Raw genomic sequence first — 18,754 nt, 5'->3', positions numbered from 1 at the left:
GCTGTAGCGCATGCGTTGGACTCGCGCCGCTCTGCTGGCATCGTCGCTGACGGTTCTGCTGACCACCGCCTGTGGTGCCGGGCCATCGCAGCGACCGGGCGTGGCGGTGGAACAACCGCACGGCGGCTCGGGCCCGGCCACCAGCACCAGCGCCGCGCCGGCGGCGCCACCGCAGGCGCAGGTCCCCAAAACCGATCTGGCCTGGCACGATTGCGCGGCACCGACCTTCAGCTCGCTGGGCACCGGGGCGCCGCCGGCCGGGGTGAGTTTCGACTGCGCGGAGTTCTCGGCGCCGATCGATTCCGGCGGCACGGTCCTGGGCACCTTCCGCATCGCCGCGGTCCGCGCGCGCACGCCGCAGACGCCCGCCGACGCGGCACCGCTGGTAGTGACCTCCGGCGGCGATCGATCCTCCACCGCGACCGTCGCCGGTCTGGTCTCCGGGCCGGGCGCGGCGATTCTGGCGAGCCGGCCGGTGGTCGGGGTGGATCGACGCGGTATCGGCAGCTCCCAGCCGATCGACTGCCTGCCCGACGACACCCGGCAGGGGCTGGCCGACAACGGCCAGTTCGCCCCTGGTGGCGGCGACCGGGTGGATGCGGTGGCGACACTGAGCCAGAACGCCACCGTCGCCTGCCAGGACTTCCTGCAGCCCTATCAGGGCACCTTCGACGCCCCGCACGCCGCCGACGACATCGAACAGCTGCGCAAGCAGTGGCAGGTCGACCACATCGATCTGCTGGGCACCGGAAACGGCGCGCGCGTAGCGCTGAGCTATGCCGCCAAATTCGGCGACCGGCTGGCCCGGCTGGTGCTCGATTCGCCGGAACCGGCGAACACCGATGCGGTGACGCGCACCGAACAGCAGGTGAAGGGCACCGAGGCGGCGCTGACCGGATTCGCCCGCCGCTGCGCCGATCTCGGATGCTCACTGGGCGCGGATCCGCGGGCCGCGATCACCGATCTGATCAACCGGGCGGGAGCGGGACAACTCGGCGCCCTGTCGGCATCGGCGCTGACCACCACGATCACCGCGTTCCTCGGCGACCCACGCGCGGATCAGGCCTCCCGCACCACCGAACTGGCCGATGCGCTCTCTGCGGCCGGACGCGGCGATCAGGGGCCTTTGCAGGCTCTGGTCACCCGGGAGGCGGCAGCGGTGGGAGCCGACGGGCAATTCGTCTCCCGCTGCAGCGACAACCAGCAGCCCGCCACCCCCGACCGCGCCAAGCAGCTCGAGATCGAATGGGCTGCCAAATATCCCGCCTTCGGTAAGACGGCGGCGACCGGACTGATGGAATGTTCGGCATGGCCGGTGACGCAGGCGCCGCGACTGCCGGACAAGTTCACCCTGCCGGTGCTGGTGCTGGGTACGGCCGCCGATCCCGTCGTCGGCGGCGACGGGCGATCCTCGGTCACCGGCGCGCTGGGTGCGGCGGGCGCGCGCACCTCCACCGTGCAGTGGCAGGGCTGGGGGCATCCGGTGTTCACCCACTCGGGCTGCGCGCAGCAGAACATCGCCGGCTATCTGAAGGACGGCACCCTGCCCGCCGACGGCACCGCCTGCCCGGCCTGAGGTTATCGTGCGGCCACGCACGAAGTGGCCGGGCGCACACCCGGCAAAAGCGGTCACCGGCACGCCCGACGGCGGGTCCGCGCAACCAGCGCGCAGGTTTCCGGTGTACCGTGCCCCAGTGTTCCTTCGTCAGCTCGAGCCGCGCACCGCTCGCACCACCGCCGAAGTGTTCAACTTCGCACTGTGGCCGTTTGCGATCCTCACAGTGCTGCATCAGGTCATCGTCAAAGGGACCAACTTCTCCATCACCGACGATTTCGCGCCGGTCTACAAGGCGTCACTGGCCTTCCTCAACGGACGCGCCATCTACGGCGAGAACTTCGACCTGGTCGACCCGCACTATCTGTACCCGCCCAGCGGCACCCTGCTGATCGCGCCGCTTGCGCTGATCGACCCGGAGAAATCGCGTTGGTGCTTCATCGCGCTCAACGCGGTGGCGATCATCCTCGCCTGGTATCTGCTGCTGCGGCTGTTCAAGTTCTCGACGAAATCGGTGGCCGCGCCGCTGCTGCTGTTGCTGATGTTCGCCTCCGAAACCGTCATCAACACACTGGGTTTCGGCAACGTCAACGGGTGCCTGCTGCTGGCCGAGGTGCTGTTCATCCACCTGCTGCTGCAGCGACGCGATCTGCTGGCGGGGCTGGTCATGGGACTCACGATCGCGGTCAAACCGACGCTGGCGCCGCTGCTGCTGATACCGCTGGCGCGCCGCCAGTGGCAGGTGTTCATCACCGCGATCGGCGTGCCGGTGGTGCTGATGGCGGTCGCGTGGCCGCTGACCAAGGATCCGATGGACTTCGTCCACCGCACGCTGCCCTATCTGCTCAAATCGCGCGACTACTTCAACAGCGCGATCGCGGGCAATGCCGAGTACTACGGACTGCCGGTATGGCTGACCTGGAGTATGCGCATCGTGCTCGGTGTGCTGGTGCTGATCTCGCTGTGGCTGCTGTACCGGTACTGCCGCGAGGACGAACTGTTCTTCGTCTGCACCACCGCGGGCATCATCCTGATCGCGTCCTGGCTGCTGTCGGGTCTGGGACAGCAGTACTACTCGATGATGCTGTTCCCGTTCCTCATGACGGTGGTGCTGCGCAATTCGGTGCTGCGCAACTGGCCGGCCTGGCTGGCGATCTTCGGGTTCATGACCTACGACAAATGGCTGCTCGACCACTGGCAGAGCACCGGGCGGGCGCTCGAGTACCTGCGCGTCACCTTCGGCTGGGCGCTGCTGCTGATCGTGACGTTCTGCGTCCTCGGCGACCGGTATCTCGCGGCGCGGCGCGAGGGCCGGCTGGACTCGGGAATCGAACCGGCGTTCCTGTTGCCCGAGACGACCACCAAGGCTCCGGCCGCGACTGCCGATCCGGCGCCGCGCATCGATCGCCACGAACCGCTGCCCGACGACGACACCATGGAACCGACAGCGCAGCCGGAGGCCGGTGCGCTGCGCTGACCTGCGGTGATCGGTCGCGGCCCGGGGATGGTCGCGCGACGCCACTAGACTCGCGTCATGAGCTCACAGGATGGTTCGCCCGCGACTTCATCGCTTCCGGCACCCAAGATCGAGCTGAGCCCGCAGCAGTGGCGGGCGCGGCTGACCCCGCAGGAGTACGCGGTGCTGCGCGAAGCGGGCACCGAACGCGCCTTCACCGGTGAATACACCGATACCGAAACCACCGGCGTCTACACGTGCCGGGCCTGCGGCGCCGAATTGTTCCGCAGCGCCGAGAAGTTCCATTCGCACTGCGGGTGGCCGTCGTTCTTCGATCCGGCCGATTCCGATGCGGTGATTCTGCGGGCCGACGACTCGCTGGGGATGCGCCGGGTCGAGGTGCTGTGCGCCAACTGCCACAGCCACCTCGGGCACGTCTTCGAGGGCGAGGGTTATGCGACCCCGACCGACAAGCGGTATTGCATCAACTCGATCGCGCTGCGCCTGCACCCCTCGGACGACGCGGCGGGCTGATCGCGGCGCCGGTTGAAACTCACCGCCCGAGCGTGCCGGATGCGATCCGCCGACCGCTGCGGATCGCGCGCCAAGCAGGCGCGCGACCGAGCTGACGGGAAGACCCTACGGGCCCGGCCGCATCCCGGCACGCCCCGAATTTCGGGGGCACCGGCGGATCGCGCCGCGCAGGACGGTGTTTTCGAGGCTCAGGGCGTCGAGGCTCAGGGCAGGGCGTTGACCAACTGCTCGACATCCACGCGCGGGCCGCTGAAGAACGGAATCTCCTCGCGCACGTGGTTGCGGGCGTCGGTGGCGCGCAGATCGCGCATCAGGTCGACGATGCGGTGCAGTTCCGGGGCCTCGAAGGCGAGAATCCACTCGTAGTCGCCGAGGGCGAACGAGGCCACGGTGTTGGCCCGCACGTCCGGATAGGCGCGGGCCTGCTTGCCGTGGTCCGCGAGCATGCGACGACGCTCTTCGTCGGGCAGCAGGTACCAGTCGTAGGAGCGCACGAACGGGTAGACGCAGATGTAGTTGCCCGGTTCCTCGCCGGCCAGGAAGGCCGGGATGTGGCTCTTGTTGAACTCCGCGGGGCGATGCAGGGCGGCGTTGCTCCACACCGGCGTGCTCGCGCGCCCCAGATCGGTGGTGCGGCGGAAATCGGCGTAGGCGGCCTGCACATCCTCGATCCGCTCGGCATGCCACCAGATCATGAAATCGGCGTCGGCGCGCAGCCCCGCGACGTCGTAGAGGCCGCGGACCACGACGCCACGCTCCTCGAGCGAGTCGAAGAATTCCCGCGCCTGCTTGACCACGGTGTCGCGCTGATCCCCCAGCACTCCGGGTTTGACCTGGAACACCGAGAACATCAGATACCGGATGGTCGAATTGAGAGCTTGGTAATCGAGTCGCGCCATAGCCTCCATCGTGCCACTGGGCGGTGTCCAGCAGAACGCCCGCACCCGTGTTGTTCGGCACGGTCGCTTCGCGTACAGGCGCCCGCACGCGGTCGGCCGACATCGGTTGTCCGCCACCCGTTCGATGCGCGTCGACGGCCCGGAACCGGCGAGGCAAGGGCGTGGGCTCGCAGGCCGGTCTTCCCGGGCCGATGCGGGCCGATCGAGTTCTGCACGGACAGTCGGCTGGTCACTCGGCACCGGCATTGCTGTGCGCTGCCGCCGGCCGGAGCGAACCCGATCGTCCACTACGAATCGATCATCGGGCCAGAATGCGTTGCGCCGCAGCGGTTCCCGAGGCGGCACAGGCCGGGACGCCGACGCCGTGCAGGTACGCTCCGGCGATCGCGAGGCCGGGCAGTGCGGCAACCGCCGATTCCAGTTCGGTGATCCGAGTGGTATGGCCGGGCGCGTACTGCGGGAGGCCGCCGCGCCAGCGTTGCACCAGGGCCGTTTCGGGGTGGATCGCGAGACCGGTCACGGTGGAGAGGTCGGCCACGGCGGCCGCGACGAGATCGTCGTCCGACCAGCTCAGCGGGGTGTCGTCACCGAAGCGGCCGAACGAGGCGCGTACCAGCGCCACGTCGCGCTCGGCCAGATGCGGCCATTTGCGGCTGGAGAGGGTAAAGGCCTTGGCGCGCAACGGTTCTCCGGTGGCGACCAGAATGCCGGAATTGTCGGGCAGTGGGGTGTCGGCCGGCAGGCCCAGGGCGACCACGGCGGATGAGGACAGTTCGATACCGGCCGCGGCCGCGGCTGCTTCCGGAGCCACCGGCCGCAGCAACTCAGCGGTGACGGGCGCCGGGGTGGCGAGAATCACCGCGTCGGCCTCGCCGACCGGATCGATCCGCCATCCGGTGGCCGTACGCGCCAGACCCGTTGCAGCCGCACCGGTTTCGACCTTCGGCGCCGCGGCCTCGCGCAGGGCGTCCAGAAGCACCCGATATCCGTCGCGCAGGCCGCCGAAAACCGGGGCGGTGGACGGCGGCGGCAGGGCGTCGGCGACCGCCCGGGTGAGATTCGGCGCGCCGGCGTCGAGGGCGGCGGCCAGGGTCGGCAGCGCCGCGCGCACGCCGATCGACTCCGCACGCCCGGCATACACCCCGCCCAGCAGCGGATCGACACTGCGTTGCACCACCTGCGCACCGAAACGGTCGCCGACCAGCTCGGCGACCGACACGTCACCGGCGCGTTCCCAGCGCAGCGGGCGGCTGGGCTCGGCGGCGATCCGGTCGAGCGTCTCGGCGTCCACCAGGCCGGCCACGGCATCGGGCCCGGTGGGAATGCCCATCAGCGTGCCTTCGGGCAGGGGGTGGGCGGTGCCGCCGGACCAGATCAGCGGTCGCCGCCCGGCCGGATGCACCAGCTGCTCGGTCAGCCCCAATTCCGCGAGCAGCGCCGGGATTTCGGGCCGTCGGCCCACGAACGCCTCCGCGCCCAGATCCACCGGCTCACCTGCCAGCTCACCGGTGTGCAGAATGCCACCGACCCGATCGCGCCGCTCCACCAGCACCAGTTCGAGCTCCGAGCCGAGGGCCACTCGCAGCCGATACGCCGCGACCAGACCACTGATCCCGCCCCCGACCACCACGACCCGCATAGCTGCTCCTCAACTCGTCCCCGCGCCGGCGCGCGACGCTACCGCACCCCTGCAACGTACTCGCCTCGGGAGGGGCGCCCAGGTACCGCCTCGATGCCACGCTCACGGTTCCACGTGCGTGAGTTCGCCGCACCACTGGCGACGATCGGGGCTTACAGCGGCGTGGGCAGGCTGTGGATCAGTTCGACCGCCGCGGTGATGGCGCCGGGGTCGGTGTCGGGCAGCACGCCGTGGCCCAGGTTGAAGATATGACCGGTGGCGCCGAGGGTGATCGCCTCGTCCGCCTCGTGGGCGATCCGGCGGATCTCACGCTCGACGACCGAGCTGCCCGCGAACAGGACGGCCGGATCGAGATTGCCCTGCAAGGCTTTTCCGGGCCCGACGCGGCGCGCGGCGGCAGTCAGCGGCACCCGCCAATCGACGCCGACGACATCGGCTCCGGCCTCCCCCATCGCACCCAGCAGTTCACCCGTGCCGACCCCGAAGTGGATGCGCGGCACACCGGCTTCCCCGATCTCGGCGAAAACCCGTTCCGAATGCGGCAGAACGAATTCCCGGTACTGCGCCAGCGACAACGCGCCCGCCCACGAGTCGAACAATTGCACCGCGTCCACCCCGGCCGCGATCTGGGCGCGCAGGAATTCCACGGTGATATCGGTGAGCACACCGAGCAGCGCGTGCCAGGTCTGCGGGTCGCCGAGCATCAGCGCCTTGGTCCGCTCGTGGTTGCGGCTGGGGCCGCCCTCCACCAGATAGGACGCGAGAGTGAAAGGGGCACCGGCGAATCCGATGAGCGGCGTCTCGCCGAGTTCGTCGAGCAACAGCCGCACACCGTCGGTGATCGCGCCGACCTCCTCGCGGCGCAGCCGCGGCAGCGCGCGCACATCGTCGACCGAGCGCACCGGATTCGCGATCACCGGCCCCACGCCGGGCACGATATCGAGCTCGATGCCGGCCGCCTTGAGCGGAACGACGATGTCGGAGAACAGGATTGCCGCGTCCACACCGTGGCGGCGGATCGGCTGCAGCGTGATCTCGCACACCAGCTCCGGATCGAAACACGACTCCAGCATCCCGATGCCCGCGCGGAGTTCGCGGTACTCGGGCAGGGACCGTCCGGCCTGCCGCATGAACCAGACGGGACGGCGGCCGGGTCCGGCGCCGGTGGCGGCGGCGAGGAAGGGCGCATCGGGCAAGCGGCGGCGGGTTGGTGTGCTCATCCCCGCTATCGTATGCCGCCGCCGGGCGCCTACCCGCGCGGCCGTCCACGCCCGGTCACAGCGCCCGTAGCGGCGCGCCTCCGCGTGCCGGACACCGGAGAGGTCTACCGTTCACAGTCGTGACACCGCTCGACTTCCGCGACGGCGCCGCACCGACCCCGGGCCCTGACAGCGAACCAGCCCAGTTTCGCGCCGCGGTCGATGCGATGGGCACCGCATCCGTCCATCCTCGGATCGAGCTCGCACCGATCCGGCCCCCACAACGCCTGGCACCCTTTTCGTACGCCATCGGAGCCGAGGTCAAGCATCCCGACACCAATGTCATCCCGGTCGATTCCGACGACGACGCCTTCGGCCGCCTGATTCTGCTGCACGACCCGAACGGGCACGAGGCCTGGCACGGCGTTTTCCGATTGGTGGCCTACATCCAGGCCGATATCGACGCGGCCTTGGCCGGCGATCCGCTGCTGCCGGAGGTCGCCTGGAGCTGGCTGGTCGACGCCCTGGAATCGCGCGGCGAGGAGTTCACGGCGCTCGGCGGCACGGTGACCTCCACGAGTTCGGTCCGCTACGGCGATATCGCCGGGCCGCCGCGCGCCTATCAGCTGGAGTTGCGTGCCTCGTGGACGGTCGGCTCACCCCAGCTGGCCCCGCATGTCGAGGCGTTCTGCGAGGTGCTGGCCTACGCGGCGGGACTGCCCCCGGCCGGCATCACCCATTTGCGGCCGCATCCGCAGATTGCCGACGACCAGTTCTGAGCGACACGTAGAGTTCGGGCTATGCCCGAAGCCGACGAGTCCGACACCATCTCGAGGACATCACCCGCATCGCAGCACCAGCCCGCGCAGCAGGACGCGGACAGCGTGGTTCCTCTGCTCGCCCCGGCCGACGGCATTCCTCCGGTTCTCGATTCCGCTCGTGAGATCGCGGAAGCGGCCGCCGCGCTGGCCGCCGGTTCCGGCCCGCTGGCCGTCGACGCCGAACGCGCCTCCGGATTCCGCTATTCCAACCGGGCCTATCTGATCCAATTGCGCCGGCGCGGCAGCGGGACCTTCCTCATCGACCCGATTCCGGATCCGGCCGCGGTGGACGCCTTGGCGGCGGTGATCAACGACCTGGAATGGGTACTGCACTCCGCCGACCAGGACCTGCCGTGCCTGGCCGAACTGGGGCTGCGACCGGCCCGGCTGTTCGACACCGAACTGGGTGGCCGGTTGGCCGGATTCGAGCGGGTCGGATTGGCCGCTATGGTGGCGCGGCTGCTGGGCCGGGAACTGCGCAAGGGACACGGCGCGGCCGACTGGTCGACCCGGCCGCTGCCGCAGGACTGGCTCAACTACGCGGCCCTGGACGTGGAACTGCTGGTCGAATTGCGCGACGAGGTCGCGGCAGCGCTGAGCGATCAGGGTAAATCCGATTGGGCCGCACAGGAATTCGACCATGTACGCACCGCCCGGCCCGCGCCGCCGAAGCCGGATCGCTGGCGGCGCACCTCGGGCATCCACACGCTGCGGCGGGCGCGGCAGCTCGCGACCGTCCGCGAATTGTGGACGGCGCGTGACGGTATCGCGCGTCATCGCGATGTGGCCCCGGCGCGAATTTTGCCGGATTCGGCGATCATCGCCGCGGCACAGGCGGATCCGAAGACGGTGCCGCAGTTGCGCGCCCTGCCGGTGTTCGGTGGTCCGCGGCAGCGCAGATATTCGCGGGAATGGCTCACCGCGGTGGAACGTGCTCGCGCGCTGCCGGATTCGGAGTTGCCGCCGATGTCGCAGCCGTTCGACGGTCCGCCGCCGGTCAATCGCTGGGAGCGCCGCGATCCGGTCGCGGCGGCTCGCCTGGCCGCAGCCCGGGCGGCGATGAACGGACTGTCGGAACGACACGCGGTGCCGGTGGAGAATCTGCTGACTCCCGATCTGTTGCGCCGGCTGTGCTGGGACGGGCTGCCCGAATTCCGCACCGGCGCAACGCCGTCGGACCCCGCAGCGGTGATCGACAAATATCTCGAGGCCGGGGGCGCCCGGACCTGGCAGCGCGAACTGGCGGTTCCCGAGCTGGCCGCGGCGCTGTTCCCGGAGCCGGCTCAGTCCTCGTAGACCGGTGTGCGCCGGTCGCGGCGCGCGCGGATGGCCTCGTCGAAATTCTCGGTGGTCAGCCGCACATACAGTTGCGCCGTACCTTCGTGCTGCATATGTGACTCCAGGCTGCCGGCCTCCATCCCGCTCCACAGCATGCGCTTGGTGAGCTCGGTGCCGACCCGGCTGTAGCCGATGATGCGTTCGGCCAGTTCGTAACACGTGTCGAGAAGTTTGTCGGCGGCGACCGTGCGGGAGACCAGGCCGATCCGCTCGGCCTCGGCGGCGTCGATGTCACGGCCGGACAGCATGATCTCGAAGGCGCGGGAGGCGCCGATCGCGCGCGGCAACAGGTAACTGATGCCGAGTTCGGCGGAGGTCAGTCCGTTGTTGATGCCGGCGGCACGGAAATAGGCCTGCTCCGATGCGATGCGGATATCGGTGGCCATACTCAGGCAGAACCCACCGCCGATCGCGGCCCCGTTGATCGCCGCGATCACCGGCTGATGCATGCGCCGCAGTGTGGTCATCACATTGTCGAGCAGATCCATGGAACGGCGCGCCACGGTGGTGCGGGTGAGGCCCTCGATATTCGGGACCCGGCCGGCGCCCTGCAGATCGGCGCCGGAGCAGAACCCGTGGCCCGCGCCGGTGAGCACGACGACGCGAACCTCGTTGTCGGCGGCCACGGACTCGAGCGTCTCCCGCAGCGGGATCATGACGTCGAACGCCATGGCGTTCATGCGTTCGGGCCGGTTCAGGGTGACCAGCGCGATCTGCGGGCGAGGCTTCTCGACGAGCACGAACGACATGCAGACTCCTACCGGCGACGAAAACTGTAACCGGTTTCAGAATCTACACCGCACCACCGGTCAGCCACCGGGTAACGCGCTCGGCGATGTTCTCGGCCGTCAGGCCCAGCTCCTGATGGATCTGGGCGCGCGAGCTGTGCTCCAGGAACTGCTGCGGCACGCCGAGTTCGCGGGTCGGCACGTCGAGTCCGGAATCGCGCAGCCGCGCGGAGACGGTGCATCCGATACCGCCGTGCAGGCCGCCGTCCTCGACGGTGACCACCATGCGATAGTTCTCGGCCAGTTTGACGATGGTGTCGGAGACCGGCAGCACCCAGCGCGGGTCCACCACCGTCACCGAAATCCCGCGATCCGCCAGCAGATCCGCCGCGGCGACCGCGGTGGCGCCGAGCGCGCCGACCGCCACCAGGAGGACGTCACCGCGCACCGCCTGCGCCGAGGAGCCTTCCGGCCTCCGCAGCACGTCGACACCGTCGAGCCGTTCCAGCGCCGAAACCTCCTCGACGACAGGACCTTTCGGGAAACGCAGGGCGGTCGGCCCGTCGGCGACGGCCAGCGCCTCGGCCAGTTCCTCGCGCAGGGTCACCGCATCGCGCGGGGCGGCGACGCGGATGCCGGGCACGATGCCCAGCACCGACAGATCCCACATGCCATTGTGGCTGGCCCCGTCGTCGCCGGTGATGCCGGCGCGGTCCAGCACCAGGGTCACCGGCAGCTTCAGCAGCGCCACATCCATCAGCAGCTGATCGAACGCGCGGTTGAGGAAGGTCGAATAGATCGCCACCACCGGATGCAGACCACCCAGCGCCAGTCCGGCGGCGGAGGTCATCGCATGCTGTTCGGCGATACCCACATCGAACAGCCGGTCGGGGAACCGCTCACCGAACGGCGCGAGCCCGGTCGGACCCGACATGGCGGCGGTGAGGGCGACGATATCGTCGCGCTGTTCACCGTGGCGGATCAGTTCCTCGGAGAACACCGATGTCCATCCGACGGTCTTGCCGCCGGTCGGCTGTCCGGTCTCGGGGTCGATGGCGCCGATGGAATGCATCTGGTCGGCGACGTGGTCGACCGCGGGCTGATATCCGCGGCCCTTGAGCGTCACCGCGTGCACCACGACCGGGCCGCCGAAATCCTTGGCGCGGCGCAGCGCGGCCTCGAGCGCCACCGGATCGTGCCCGTCCACCGGGCCGACGTACTTGAGCCCGAGATCGCTGAACAGCTCCTGCGGGGCGACCGCGTCCTTGATGCCGGCCTTGAGCGCGTGCAGCATCGAATAGGCCGAGCTGCCGACGCGCGGAATGCCCTGGACGAACCGCTTGGTGGCGTCGAGCGCCTGCTCGTAGGCCGGTTGCATGCGCAGCGCGGTCAACCGGTCGGCCAATCCGCCGATGGTCGGCGAATACGAGCGGCCGTTGTCGTTGACCACGATGATCAGCGACCGATCCGGGCCCGCGGCGATATTGTTCAACGCCTCCCAGCACATGCCGCCGGTGAGCGCACCGTCACCGACGACGGCGACCACGTGGCGATCCTGCCCGGTCAGCGCGAAGGCCTTGGCCAGACCGTCGGCGTAGGACAGCGAGGCCGAGGCGTGCGAGGACTCCACCCAGTCGTGCTCGCTCTCGGCGCGGCTCGGGTAGCCCGACAGGCCGCCCTGTTTGCGCAGCCGATCGAATTTGTCCTTGCGGCCGGTGAGGATCTTGTGCACGTAGGCCTGGTGGCCGGTGTCGAAGATGATCGGGTCGGCCGGGGAGTCGAAGACCCGGTGCAGGGCGATGGTCAATTCCACCACCCCCAGATTCGGGCCCAGATGACCGCCGGTGACCGCTACTTTGCGGACCAGGAACTCCCGAATCTCCTCGGCCAGCTCGCGCAGCTGCGGCACCGTCAGCCGGCGCAGGTCCTCGGGCGTATCGACCCGGGAAAGAACTCCCACCGTTCTCGCTCCCTCTCCGTGGCTCATCTGTTTCGAAACAGTCTACGGAGCCGCGTCGGGCCCCGACGACGGGAACGACCGGCGAGCTGCGACATCCGATATCGGTGTGAGGCTCGACATAGATCAACCGCATTACAGTGGGTGACTGCCCGTCCCGCCCGCAGGAAGGACGATATGACCGCCGAGCAGCAGCGAGCCGATATTTCAGGGCAGCAGCGAGCCGATATTTCCCGTCCCGCCACCGTCACGACGTTCGGTCACGGGGTGGCCACGGCGACGCCCGATCGGATGCAGGTATCGATCTCGATCGAAACGCGCGCCGAGGCGGTGGCGGCGGCCTACGGCCGGGCCGGTGAACGCACCGCCGCGGTCACCGGCGCCCTGCGCGCCGACGGCGTCGCCGCGAGCGATATCGCCACCACCGGACTGTCCGTGCGGACCGAGACGACGTGGACCGAGAACGAGGGCACACGCATCACCGGGTACGTGGCGACCACCTCGCTGACGGTGAACCTGCGTATCCCGGCCGATCCCGCCGCCGCTGACGCAGCTTCCGATCCCGCGGCTGCCGATCCCGCGGCCGTGATCGCCCGGGCCGTGGAGGCGGGGGGCGACGATGTCCGCTTGGGCGGGCTGAACCTCACCGTCGCCGACCGCGCCGACCTGCTGATCCGCGCCCGGGAAGCGGCGTGGGACGACGCCCTCGACCGCGCCCGCCGCTACGCGGCCCGCGCCGAACGCGCGCTCGGACCGGTGCTGGAGATCACCGAAAACGCCGCGGCGACACCGGAACCCCGCGGCGATATCCGTTTCGTAGCCGCTCGATCAGCGGCCCCGGGCGCCCCGGTTCCGGTCGAATACGGTGAGCACGAGGTCACCGCGGATCTGCGGGCGACCTGGCAGTTGAGTTGAACCGCAACAGATCTCGCCGGCAGTAGGTCGCCGTCTCCGACAGCTCCCCCGTCACCTACGCCCGCGACGCCTGTCCGACGGGATCACCGGCCGACCTCGTCGACGCCGCCGCTGTCTACGCCCGTTCGAACAGCGCCAGGCACTCCACATGATGCGTCGCGGGGAAGGCATCGAAGGCGCGCAGCTCGCGTACTCGGTAACCCGCCTCCCGGTAGAGTCCCACGTCTCGCGCGAAAGCCGCTGGATCGCAACCGATGTGGACGATGCGCGCGGGCGCGGCGGCGGCGAGCGGGGTGATGACCTGTTTCCCGGCGCCCGCACGCGGCGGATCGAGGACGACGACCTCGGGGGCGCGCTCCTGGGCGGCGATCCAGCGTTCGACCCGATCGGAGCGCAGGTCGACGGCGGGCAGGTCGCGCAGGGCGGCGGTGCCGTCGGCCACCGCCGAGCGCGCCGATTCGACGCCGAGCACGGATCCGCCGGGACCGGTCTGCTCGGCCAGGCGCGCGGCGAAGACACCGGCGCCGCAGTACAGATCCCATGCGGTGGCGCCCGGAGCGAGGTCGGCCCACTCGGCCACCACATCCGAATAGCGTTGCGCCGCATCGCGATGCGGCTGCCAGAAGCCGGTCGCGGAGACCTCCCAGCGGCGGCCGGCCACATACTGCACCGCCCGTCCGCTGCCGGACACCACGCGCTCCGCGCGCCGCGCATGCGCGGCGGCACGGCGCGCGGCGGTCGCGCGGCGATCGCCGCCACGCCGCGGGGGTGCGGCCGGCGGCGCGAGTTCCACGATATGGCGCAGGCCGTCCGCGTCGACGGCGATCACCAATTCGGCGCCGGGAGTCCACGCGCGGTCGGCGATGCCGTCCATCGCGCCCGAAACAGGTTGAGGGCAGCGCAAATCCGTGATCACGTCACTGCTGCGATACCGATGTACGCCGGCACGGCCCTCGGCATCGACAACCAATCGCACCCGAGTGCGCCACCCCACCTCGGGCGCCTCGGGGACGGGGACGGCCACGGTCGCATCCTCGCGGAGCCGGTGATCGGCATCCGGTTCGGACCCGGGCGCCGGCCCGCGGGAGCGTCCCGCACCACCCGCCTCGGATCCGAGACCGGTCTCGCGCACCGGGAGCGTCTCCACGACGATGTCGGTCTCCCAGTGCGCGAGCCGCCGCAACTGCTCGCGGACGACCGACGCCTTCAGGGCACGCTGCGCCTGCGGGGTGGCGAAGGCGAAATCGCAGCAGCCGGCGCCGCCGGGACCCGAGACCGGGCAATTCGGCGCCACGCGGTCCGGCGACGCCTCCAGAATGTCGATCGCCTCGGCGCGGCAGAACGAGCCGCCGCGGTCCTCGGTCACCCGGGCACGCACCAGTTCCCCGGGCAGACCGTGCCGGACGAAGAGCACCCGGCCCTCGTGCCGGGCGACGCAGAAACCACCGTGGCCGGGTGGTCCCAGCCGCACCTGCAGGGTGCGTCCGGACCAGTCCGGCCCGGCACTCACGAACGATCCTCGTAACCGCGGCGAACCGAGCCCGGGGCGTTGACCACTTCGGGGCGGCGTGCCTTGGCCGACGAACTCAGCTGCCACGGCACGCTCGTCACCATCACGCCCGGCTCGAACAGCAACCGGCCCTTGAGCCGCAGCGCACTCTGGTTGTGCAGCAACTGCTCCCACCAGTGGCCGACCACGTATTCAGGGATGAAGACCGTCACCACATCGCGCGGCGAATCCTTGCGCACCCGCTTCACGTAATCCACCACCGGCTTGGTGATTTCGCGGTAGGGCGATTCGATCACCTTGAGCGGCACCGGAATATCGCTGTCGGCCCACTCCCGCACCAGCGCCCGGGTGTCGGCTTCGTCGACGTTGACGGTGACCGCCTCCAGCGTGTCCGGGCGGGTGGCCCGGGCGTAGGCGAGCGCGCGCCGCGTCGGCAGATGCAGTTTCGACACCAGCACGATCGAATGGGTGCGGCTGGGCAGCACCCCGGTGAACTCCTGCTCCTCGAGCTCGCGCCCGACGGTGTCGTAGTGGCGGCGGATCAGCCGCATCAGGCCGAAGATCGCGGCCATGGTGACGATCGCGATCCAGGCGCCGGCGAGGAATTTCGTGATGAGCACGATGATCAGCACGGCGCCGGTCATGGTCAGGCCGATGGCGTTGATGACGCGTGAGCGCAGCATCCGCCGGCGCACCGCCGGATCGGTTTCGGTACGCAACAGCCGCGTCCAGTGCCGCAGCATGCCGGTCTGGCTCAGCACGAACGAGACGAACACACCGACGATGTAGAGCTGGATGAGCCGCGTCACCTCGGCGCCGAACAGGACCACGAACGCGATCGCGGCGCCGGACAGGAACAGGATGCCGTTGCTGAACGCCAGCCGGTCGCCACGGGTGTGCAGCTGCCGGGGCAGGAACCGGTCCTGCGCCAGGATCGAGCCGAGCACCGGGAAGCCGTTGAAGGCGGTGTTCGCGGCCAGCACCAGGATCAGCGCGGTGACGATGGTGATGTAGAAGAAGCCGAGCGGGAAACCGTCGAAGATCGTGTGCGCCAGCTGAGCGACCAGCGTCTTCTGTTCATAGCCGGCCGGCGCCCCGACCAGATCGGACGAGTTCGCCGCGAAGACGACACCGAGCTTGCGCGCCATCAGGATGATGCCCATCAGCAGGGTGACGGCGATGACACCCAGCATCAGCAGTGTCGTGGCGGCATTGCGGGATTTCGGCTTGCGGAACGCGGGCACGCCGTTGCTGATCGCCTCCACGCCGGTCAGCGCCGCACATCCGGAGGAGAACGCGCGCGCGATCAGGAAGGTGAACGCGATGCCCTGCAGATGTGACTCGTTGCCGTTGAGACCGAATCCGGACGATTCGGCGTGCAGGTCGTCGCCGAAGACGAAGATCCGTACCGCCCCCCAGGCCAGCATCAGGAAGATCCCGATCATGAAGCCATAGGTGGGAATCGAGAACGTGGTTCCCGATTCGCGCACCCCGCGCAGATTCATGGCGGTCAGCAGAACGATCGCCGCCACCGCGAACAGCACCTTGTGGGTGGACACGAACGGCACGGCGGACCCGATGTTCGACGCCGCCGAGGAGATCGACACCGCGACGGTGAGGACGTAGTCGACCATCAACGCACTGCCGACGGTGAGCCCGGCCATCGGTCCGAGATTGACCGTCGCGACCTCGTAGTCACCGCCACCGGACGGATAGGCGTGCACATTCTGCCGATAACTGGCGACCACGACCGCCATCACGGTCGCGACCGCCAGCCCGATCCACGGCGTGTAGACGTAGGCGGACAAACCCGCCGTGGACAGCACGAGGAAGATCTCCTCGGGCGCATACGCCACCGACGACAGCGCGTCGGAGGCGAAGACGGGCAGCGCGATCCGCTTGGGCAGCAGGGTATGTCCCAGGGAATCGCTACGGAAAGGGCGGCCGACCACCATACGCTTGACGGCCGTCGTCAACTTGGACACTCGGCACAGCATAAGGGCAGGACCGGATGTGACATAGCGGGCGGTTCACTCGCGTTTCGGTCCCGGCCGATGGGGGAACATGCTGCGGGGAACCGTCAACGGGTACGGTTCCCTCGAGAGGGAACCAGACCGGACACCACGGTTTTCGGCGGAATTGGGGTTGACACGGTGTACGTAGTGATCATGGGGTGCGGCCGAGTCGGCTCCGCATTGGCACGCGCCCTGGTCCGGATCGGCCACGAGGTAGCCGTGATCGACCGGGATCCGGGCGCATTCCTGCGCCTGGGCAAGGACTTTCCCGGTGAGCGGGTCACCGGCGTCGGCTTCGATCGGGGCGTGCTGATCCGCGCGGGCATCGAGCGCGCCGGCGCGTTCGCCGCGGTGTCCAACGGCGACAACTCCAACATCATCTCCGCACGTGTGGCCCGCGAGACCTTCGGGGTGGAACGGGTGGTGGCCCGCATCTACGACGCCAAGCGCGCGGCGGTCTACGAGCGGCTCGGCATTCCCACGATCGCCACCGTGCCGTGGACCACCGACCGGTTCCTGCGCACGCTCACCGGCGACGAAACCACCGCCACCTGGCGCGATCCCACGGGCACCGGCTCGGTCACCGAACTCGTTCTGCACGAGGACTGGTACGGGCGTACCGTGCGGGATCTGGAAGATGCGGTACCGGTGCGGGTGGCCTTCCTGGTCCGCTTCGGGCAGGCGCTGCTGCCCACCAGCAAAACGGTGCTGCAGGCCGACGACACGGTCTACATCGCCGCCGTCTCCGACAAGGTCGGCGAGGCCGTGGCCGTCGCCGCCACCGCCCCTTCGAGCGAGGACAAGTCGTGAACGTAGCGATCGCGGGAGCAGGCGCCGTCGGCCGCTCCATCGCCCAGGAATTGCTTCGGGGCGGGCATCGGGTCACCCTGCTCGAGCGGCGGCTCGACCACATCGACCCGACGGTCGCCGCCTCGGCCGTCTGGATGCACGGCGACGCCTGCGAACTCGAACTGCTCGAGGAAGCGGGCCTGCAGGACTACGAGGTGGTGATCGCGGCCACCGGCGACGACAAGGCCAATCTCGTGTTCAGCCTGCTCGCCAAGACCGAATTCGGGGTGCGCCGCGTGGTCGCGCGGGTCAACGATCCGCGCAACGAGTGGCTGTTCGACGGTTCCTGGGGTGTGGACGTCGCGGTCTCGACACCGCGGCTGCTGGCCTCGCTGGCCGAGGAAGCGGTCTCGGTCGGCGACCTGGTCCGGCTGATGACGCTGCGTCAGGGCCAGGCGAACCTCGTCGAGATCACCCTGCCCACCGACACCGCGCTGGCCGGTCGCGCGGTGCGTACGCTCTCTCTGCCCCGCGACGTCGCCCTGGTGACGATCCTGCGCGGCGGCCGGGTGATCGTCCCCCAGCCTGACGATCCGCTGGAGGGCGAGGACGAGCTGCTGTTCGTGTCCACGGTGGAGGCCGAGGACGAACTGCGCCGCAGTCTGGCCACGGAACCGGCGGGCGCGACTCCCGCCGGCGCGGAGCCGCCCGCGATCTGAATCCGCTCAGGCGGTTTCGGGGAGCAGTTGCGCGCGCAGCTTGGTCAGCGCGCGATGCTGCATGACCCGGACCACGCCGGGACTCGTGCCGATGGCCTCGGCGGTCTGCGCGGCCGTCCAGCCGAGCACGATCCGCATCACCAGCACCTCCCGATGGGCCGGCGCGAGAATCTTCATCAGCTCGCGGGTGGCTTGGCGACGTTCCAGGTTGAGCGCCAGCTCCTCGGGTCCCGGTGCGGTGGAGGCGGTGTCGGGGAATTCGGCCACCGGATAGGACGGATGCTGCTGGGCGCGGCGGAACGCGTCGGCCACCTTGTTGGCGGAGATGCCGTAGACGAACGCCAGGAACGATTTTCCCTGATCGCGGTAGCGGGGAATCGCGGTGACGGTCGCGATACAGATCTCCTGCGCGATGTCGTCCGCGGTGACGTGCGGATTGTTGCTGCTTCCGACGCGTGCGGCGCAATAGCGGCGCACCAGCGGGTGCACGATCCGGATGATCTCGGTGACCGCGCGCTGGTCGCCCGCGGCGGCCGGGCCGATCAGGCGGTCCAGTTCGGCGGCGGCGCGGCGGCTGTCGGACCCCGCGGGCGCCGATCTCGGCGAACGGACTCCCGCGCCCTTCGCCGGGCCGGGCACCGTCACCGTGTCGTTCTCGGTATCCACCGGGGATCCTCTCG

Annotated in this window: 16 protein-coding genes; 8 read left to right on the top strand and 8 right to left on the bottom strand. The window is 69.5% G+C overall.

Translation table 11 applies throughout. The annotated features are described in order from the left end of the window. The first annotated feature begins 10 nt into the window (after positions 1–10). The 3 genes from ACPCUW_RS28090 (at position 11) to msrB (ending at position 3,545) form a co-directional block, all read left to right on the top strand. The gene (locus tag ACPCUW_RS28090; protein ID WP_423428135.1) at positions 11–1,576 is read left to right on the top strand and encodes an alpha/beta hydrolase; all 1,566 of its coding nucleotides are present in this window, start codon (positions 11–13) and stop codon (positions 1,574–1,576) included. A gap of 118 nt (positions 1,577–1,694) precedes the next feature. Next, the gene (locus ACPCUW_RS28085; protein ID WP_305781302.1) at positions 1,695–3,032 is read left to right on the top strand and encodes a glycosyltransferase family 87 protein; all 1,338 of its coding nucleotides are present in this window, start codon (positions 1,695–1,697) and stop codon (positions 3,030–3,032) included. Between the two features lie 57 nt (positions 3,033–3,089). After that, positions 3,090–3,545: a peptide-methionine (R)-S-oxide reductase MsrB gene (gene msrB, locus ACPCUW_RS28080; protein WP_423428133.1), complete on the top strand. Its 456-nt coding sequence runs from the start codon at positions 3,090–3,092 to the stop codon at positions 3,543–3,545. Positions 3,546–3,748: 203 nt separating this feature from the next. On the opposite strand, the gene hemQ is transcribed toward msrB, so the two are convergent. The 3 genes from hemQ to hemE form a co-directional block, all read right to left on the bottom strand. Next, on the bottom strand, positions 3,749–4,444 hold the full coding sequence (gene hemQ / locus ACPCUW_RS28075; RefSeq protein WP_063019309.1) for a hydrogen peroxide-dependent heme synthase: 696 nt from the start codon (positions 4,442–4,444) through the stop codon (positions 3,749–3,751). 298 nt (positions 4,445–4,742) lie between these two features. Beyond that, entirely contained in the window at positions 4,743–6,083 is a 1,341-nt protein-coding gene (locus ACPCUW_RS28070) for a protoporphyrinogen oxidase (protein WP_423428132.1), read from the bottom strand. A 152-nt stretch (positions 6,084–6,235) separates the two neighbouring features. After that, positions 6,236–7,303: a uroporphyrinogen decarboxylase gene (hemE, locus tag ACPCUW_RS28065; RefSeq protein WP_063019313.1), complete on the bottom strand. Its 1,068-nt coding sequence runs from the start codon at positions 7,301–7,303 to the stop codon at positions 6,236–6,238. Between the two features lie 119 nt (positions 7,304–7,422). On the opposite strand from hemE, the gene ACPCUW_RS28060 reads away from it, so the two are divergent. Next, positions 7,423–8,061, top strand: a complete 639-nt coding sequence (locus ACPCUW_RS28060) for a DUF3000 domain-containing protein (protein ID WP_082857462.1) — start codon at positions 7,423–7,425, stop codon at positions 8,059–8,061. 21 nt (positions 8,062–8,082) lie between these two features. Beyond that, positions 8,083–9,399 carry an HRDC domain-containing protein gene (locus ACPCUW_RS28055; RefSeq protein WP_104364474.1) on the top strand — a complete coding sequence of 439 codons (1,317 nt, stop codon included), beginning with the start codon at positions 8,083–8,085 and terminating at the stop codon, positions 9,397–9,399. Here ACPCUW_RS28055 and ACPCUW_RS28050 read toward each other — a convergent pair. Both ACPCUW_RS28050 and dxs read right to left on the bottom strand, forming a co-directional pair. Beyond that, a complete protein-coding gene (locus ACPCUW_RS28050; protein WP_030517206.1) occupies positions 9,387–10,190 on the bottom strand; it encodes an enoyl-CoA hydratase in 804 nt (267 codons plus the stop codon). The genes ACPCUW_RS28055 and ACPCUW_RS28050 overlap by 13 nt on opposite strands. A gap of 43 nt (positions 10,191–10,233) precedes the next feature. Continuing rightward, positions 10,234–12,129, bottom strand: a complete 1,896-nt coding sequence (dxs, locus tag ACPCUW_RS28045; protein ID WP_423428130.1) for a 1-deoxy-D-xylulose-5-phosphate synthase — start codon at positions 12,127–12,129, stop codon at positions 10,234–10,236. Between the two features lie 174 nt (positions 12,130–12,303). On the opposite strand from dxs, the gene ACPCUW_RS28040 reads away from it, so the two are divergent. Continuing rightward, complete coding sequence (locus ACPCUW_RS28040) at positions 12,304–13,041, top strand: SIMPL domain-containing protein (protein ID WP_305781298.1); 738 nt, start codon at positions 12,304–12,306, stop codon at positions 13,039–13,041. A gap of 115 nt (positions 13,042–13,156) precedes the next feature. Here the strand turns inward: ACPCUW_RS28040 and ACPCUW_RS28035 are convergent, their stop codons facing one another. Together ACPCUW_RS28035 and ACPCUW_RS28030 are read right to left on the bottom strand one after the other, a co-directional pair. Next, positions 13,157–14,551 carry a class I SAM-dependent RNA methyltransferase gene (locus tag ACPCUW_RS28035; RefSeq protein ID WP_423428128.1) on the bottom strand — a complete coding sequence of 465 codons (1,395 nt, stop codon included), beginning with the start codon at positions 14,549–14,551 and terminating at the stop codon, positions 13,157–13,159. Beyond that, positions 14,548–16,536, bottom strand: a complete 1,989-nt coding sequence (locus ACPCUW_RS28030) for an APC family permease (RefSeq protein ID WP_423428126.1) — start codon at positions 16,534–16,536, stop codon at positions 14,548–14,550. Before ACPCUW_RS28030 ends, ACPCUW_RS28035 begins: the two co-directional genes overlap by 4 nt. Before the next feature lie 168 nt (positions 16,537–16,704). On the opposite strand from ACPCUW_RS28030, the gene ACPCUW_RS28025 reads away from it, so the two are divergent. Together ACPCUW_RS28025 and ACPCUW_RS28020 are read left to right on the top strand one after the other, a co-directional pair. Further along, a complete protein-coding gene (locus ACPCUW_RS28025) occupies positions 16,705–17,376 on the top strand; it encodes a potassium channel family protein (protein ID WP_030517211.1) in 672 nt (223 codons plus the stop codon). Next, positions 17,373–18,074, top strand: a complete 702-nt coding sequence (locus ACPCUW_RS28020) for a potassium channel family protein (RefSeq protein WP_063019523.1) — start codon at positions 17,373–17,375, stop codon at positions 18,072–18,074. Before ACPCUW_RS28025 ends, ACPCUW_RS28020 begins: the two co-directional genes overlap by 4 nt. Before the next feature lie 6 nt (positions 18,075–18,080). On the opposite strand, the gene ACPCUW_RS28015 is transcribed toward ACPCUW_RS28020, so the two are convergent. Further along, on the bottom strand, positions 18,081–18,740 hold the full coding sequence (locus ACPCUW_RS28015; protein ID WP_308248266.1) for a sigma-70 family RNA polymerase sigma factor: 660 nt from the start codon (positions 18,738–18,740) through the stop codon (positions 18,081–18,083). Positions 18,741–18,754: the final 14 nt, after the last annotated feature.

This window comes from Nocardia sp. AB354 (assembly GCF_049538315.1).
In the GTDB taxonomy this organism is placed as follows: Bacteria; Actinomycetota; Actinomycetes; order Mycobacteriales; family Mycobacteriaceae; genus Nocardia; species Nocardia nova.
This window is presented reverse-complemented; position numbering and strand designations above follow the sequence as displayed.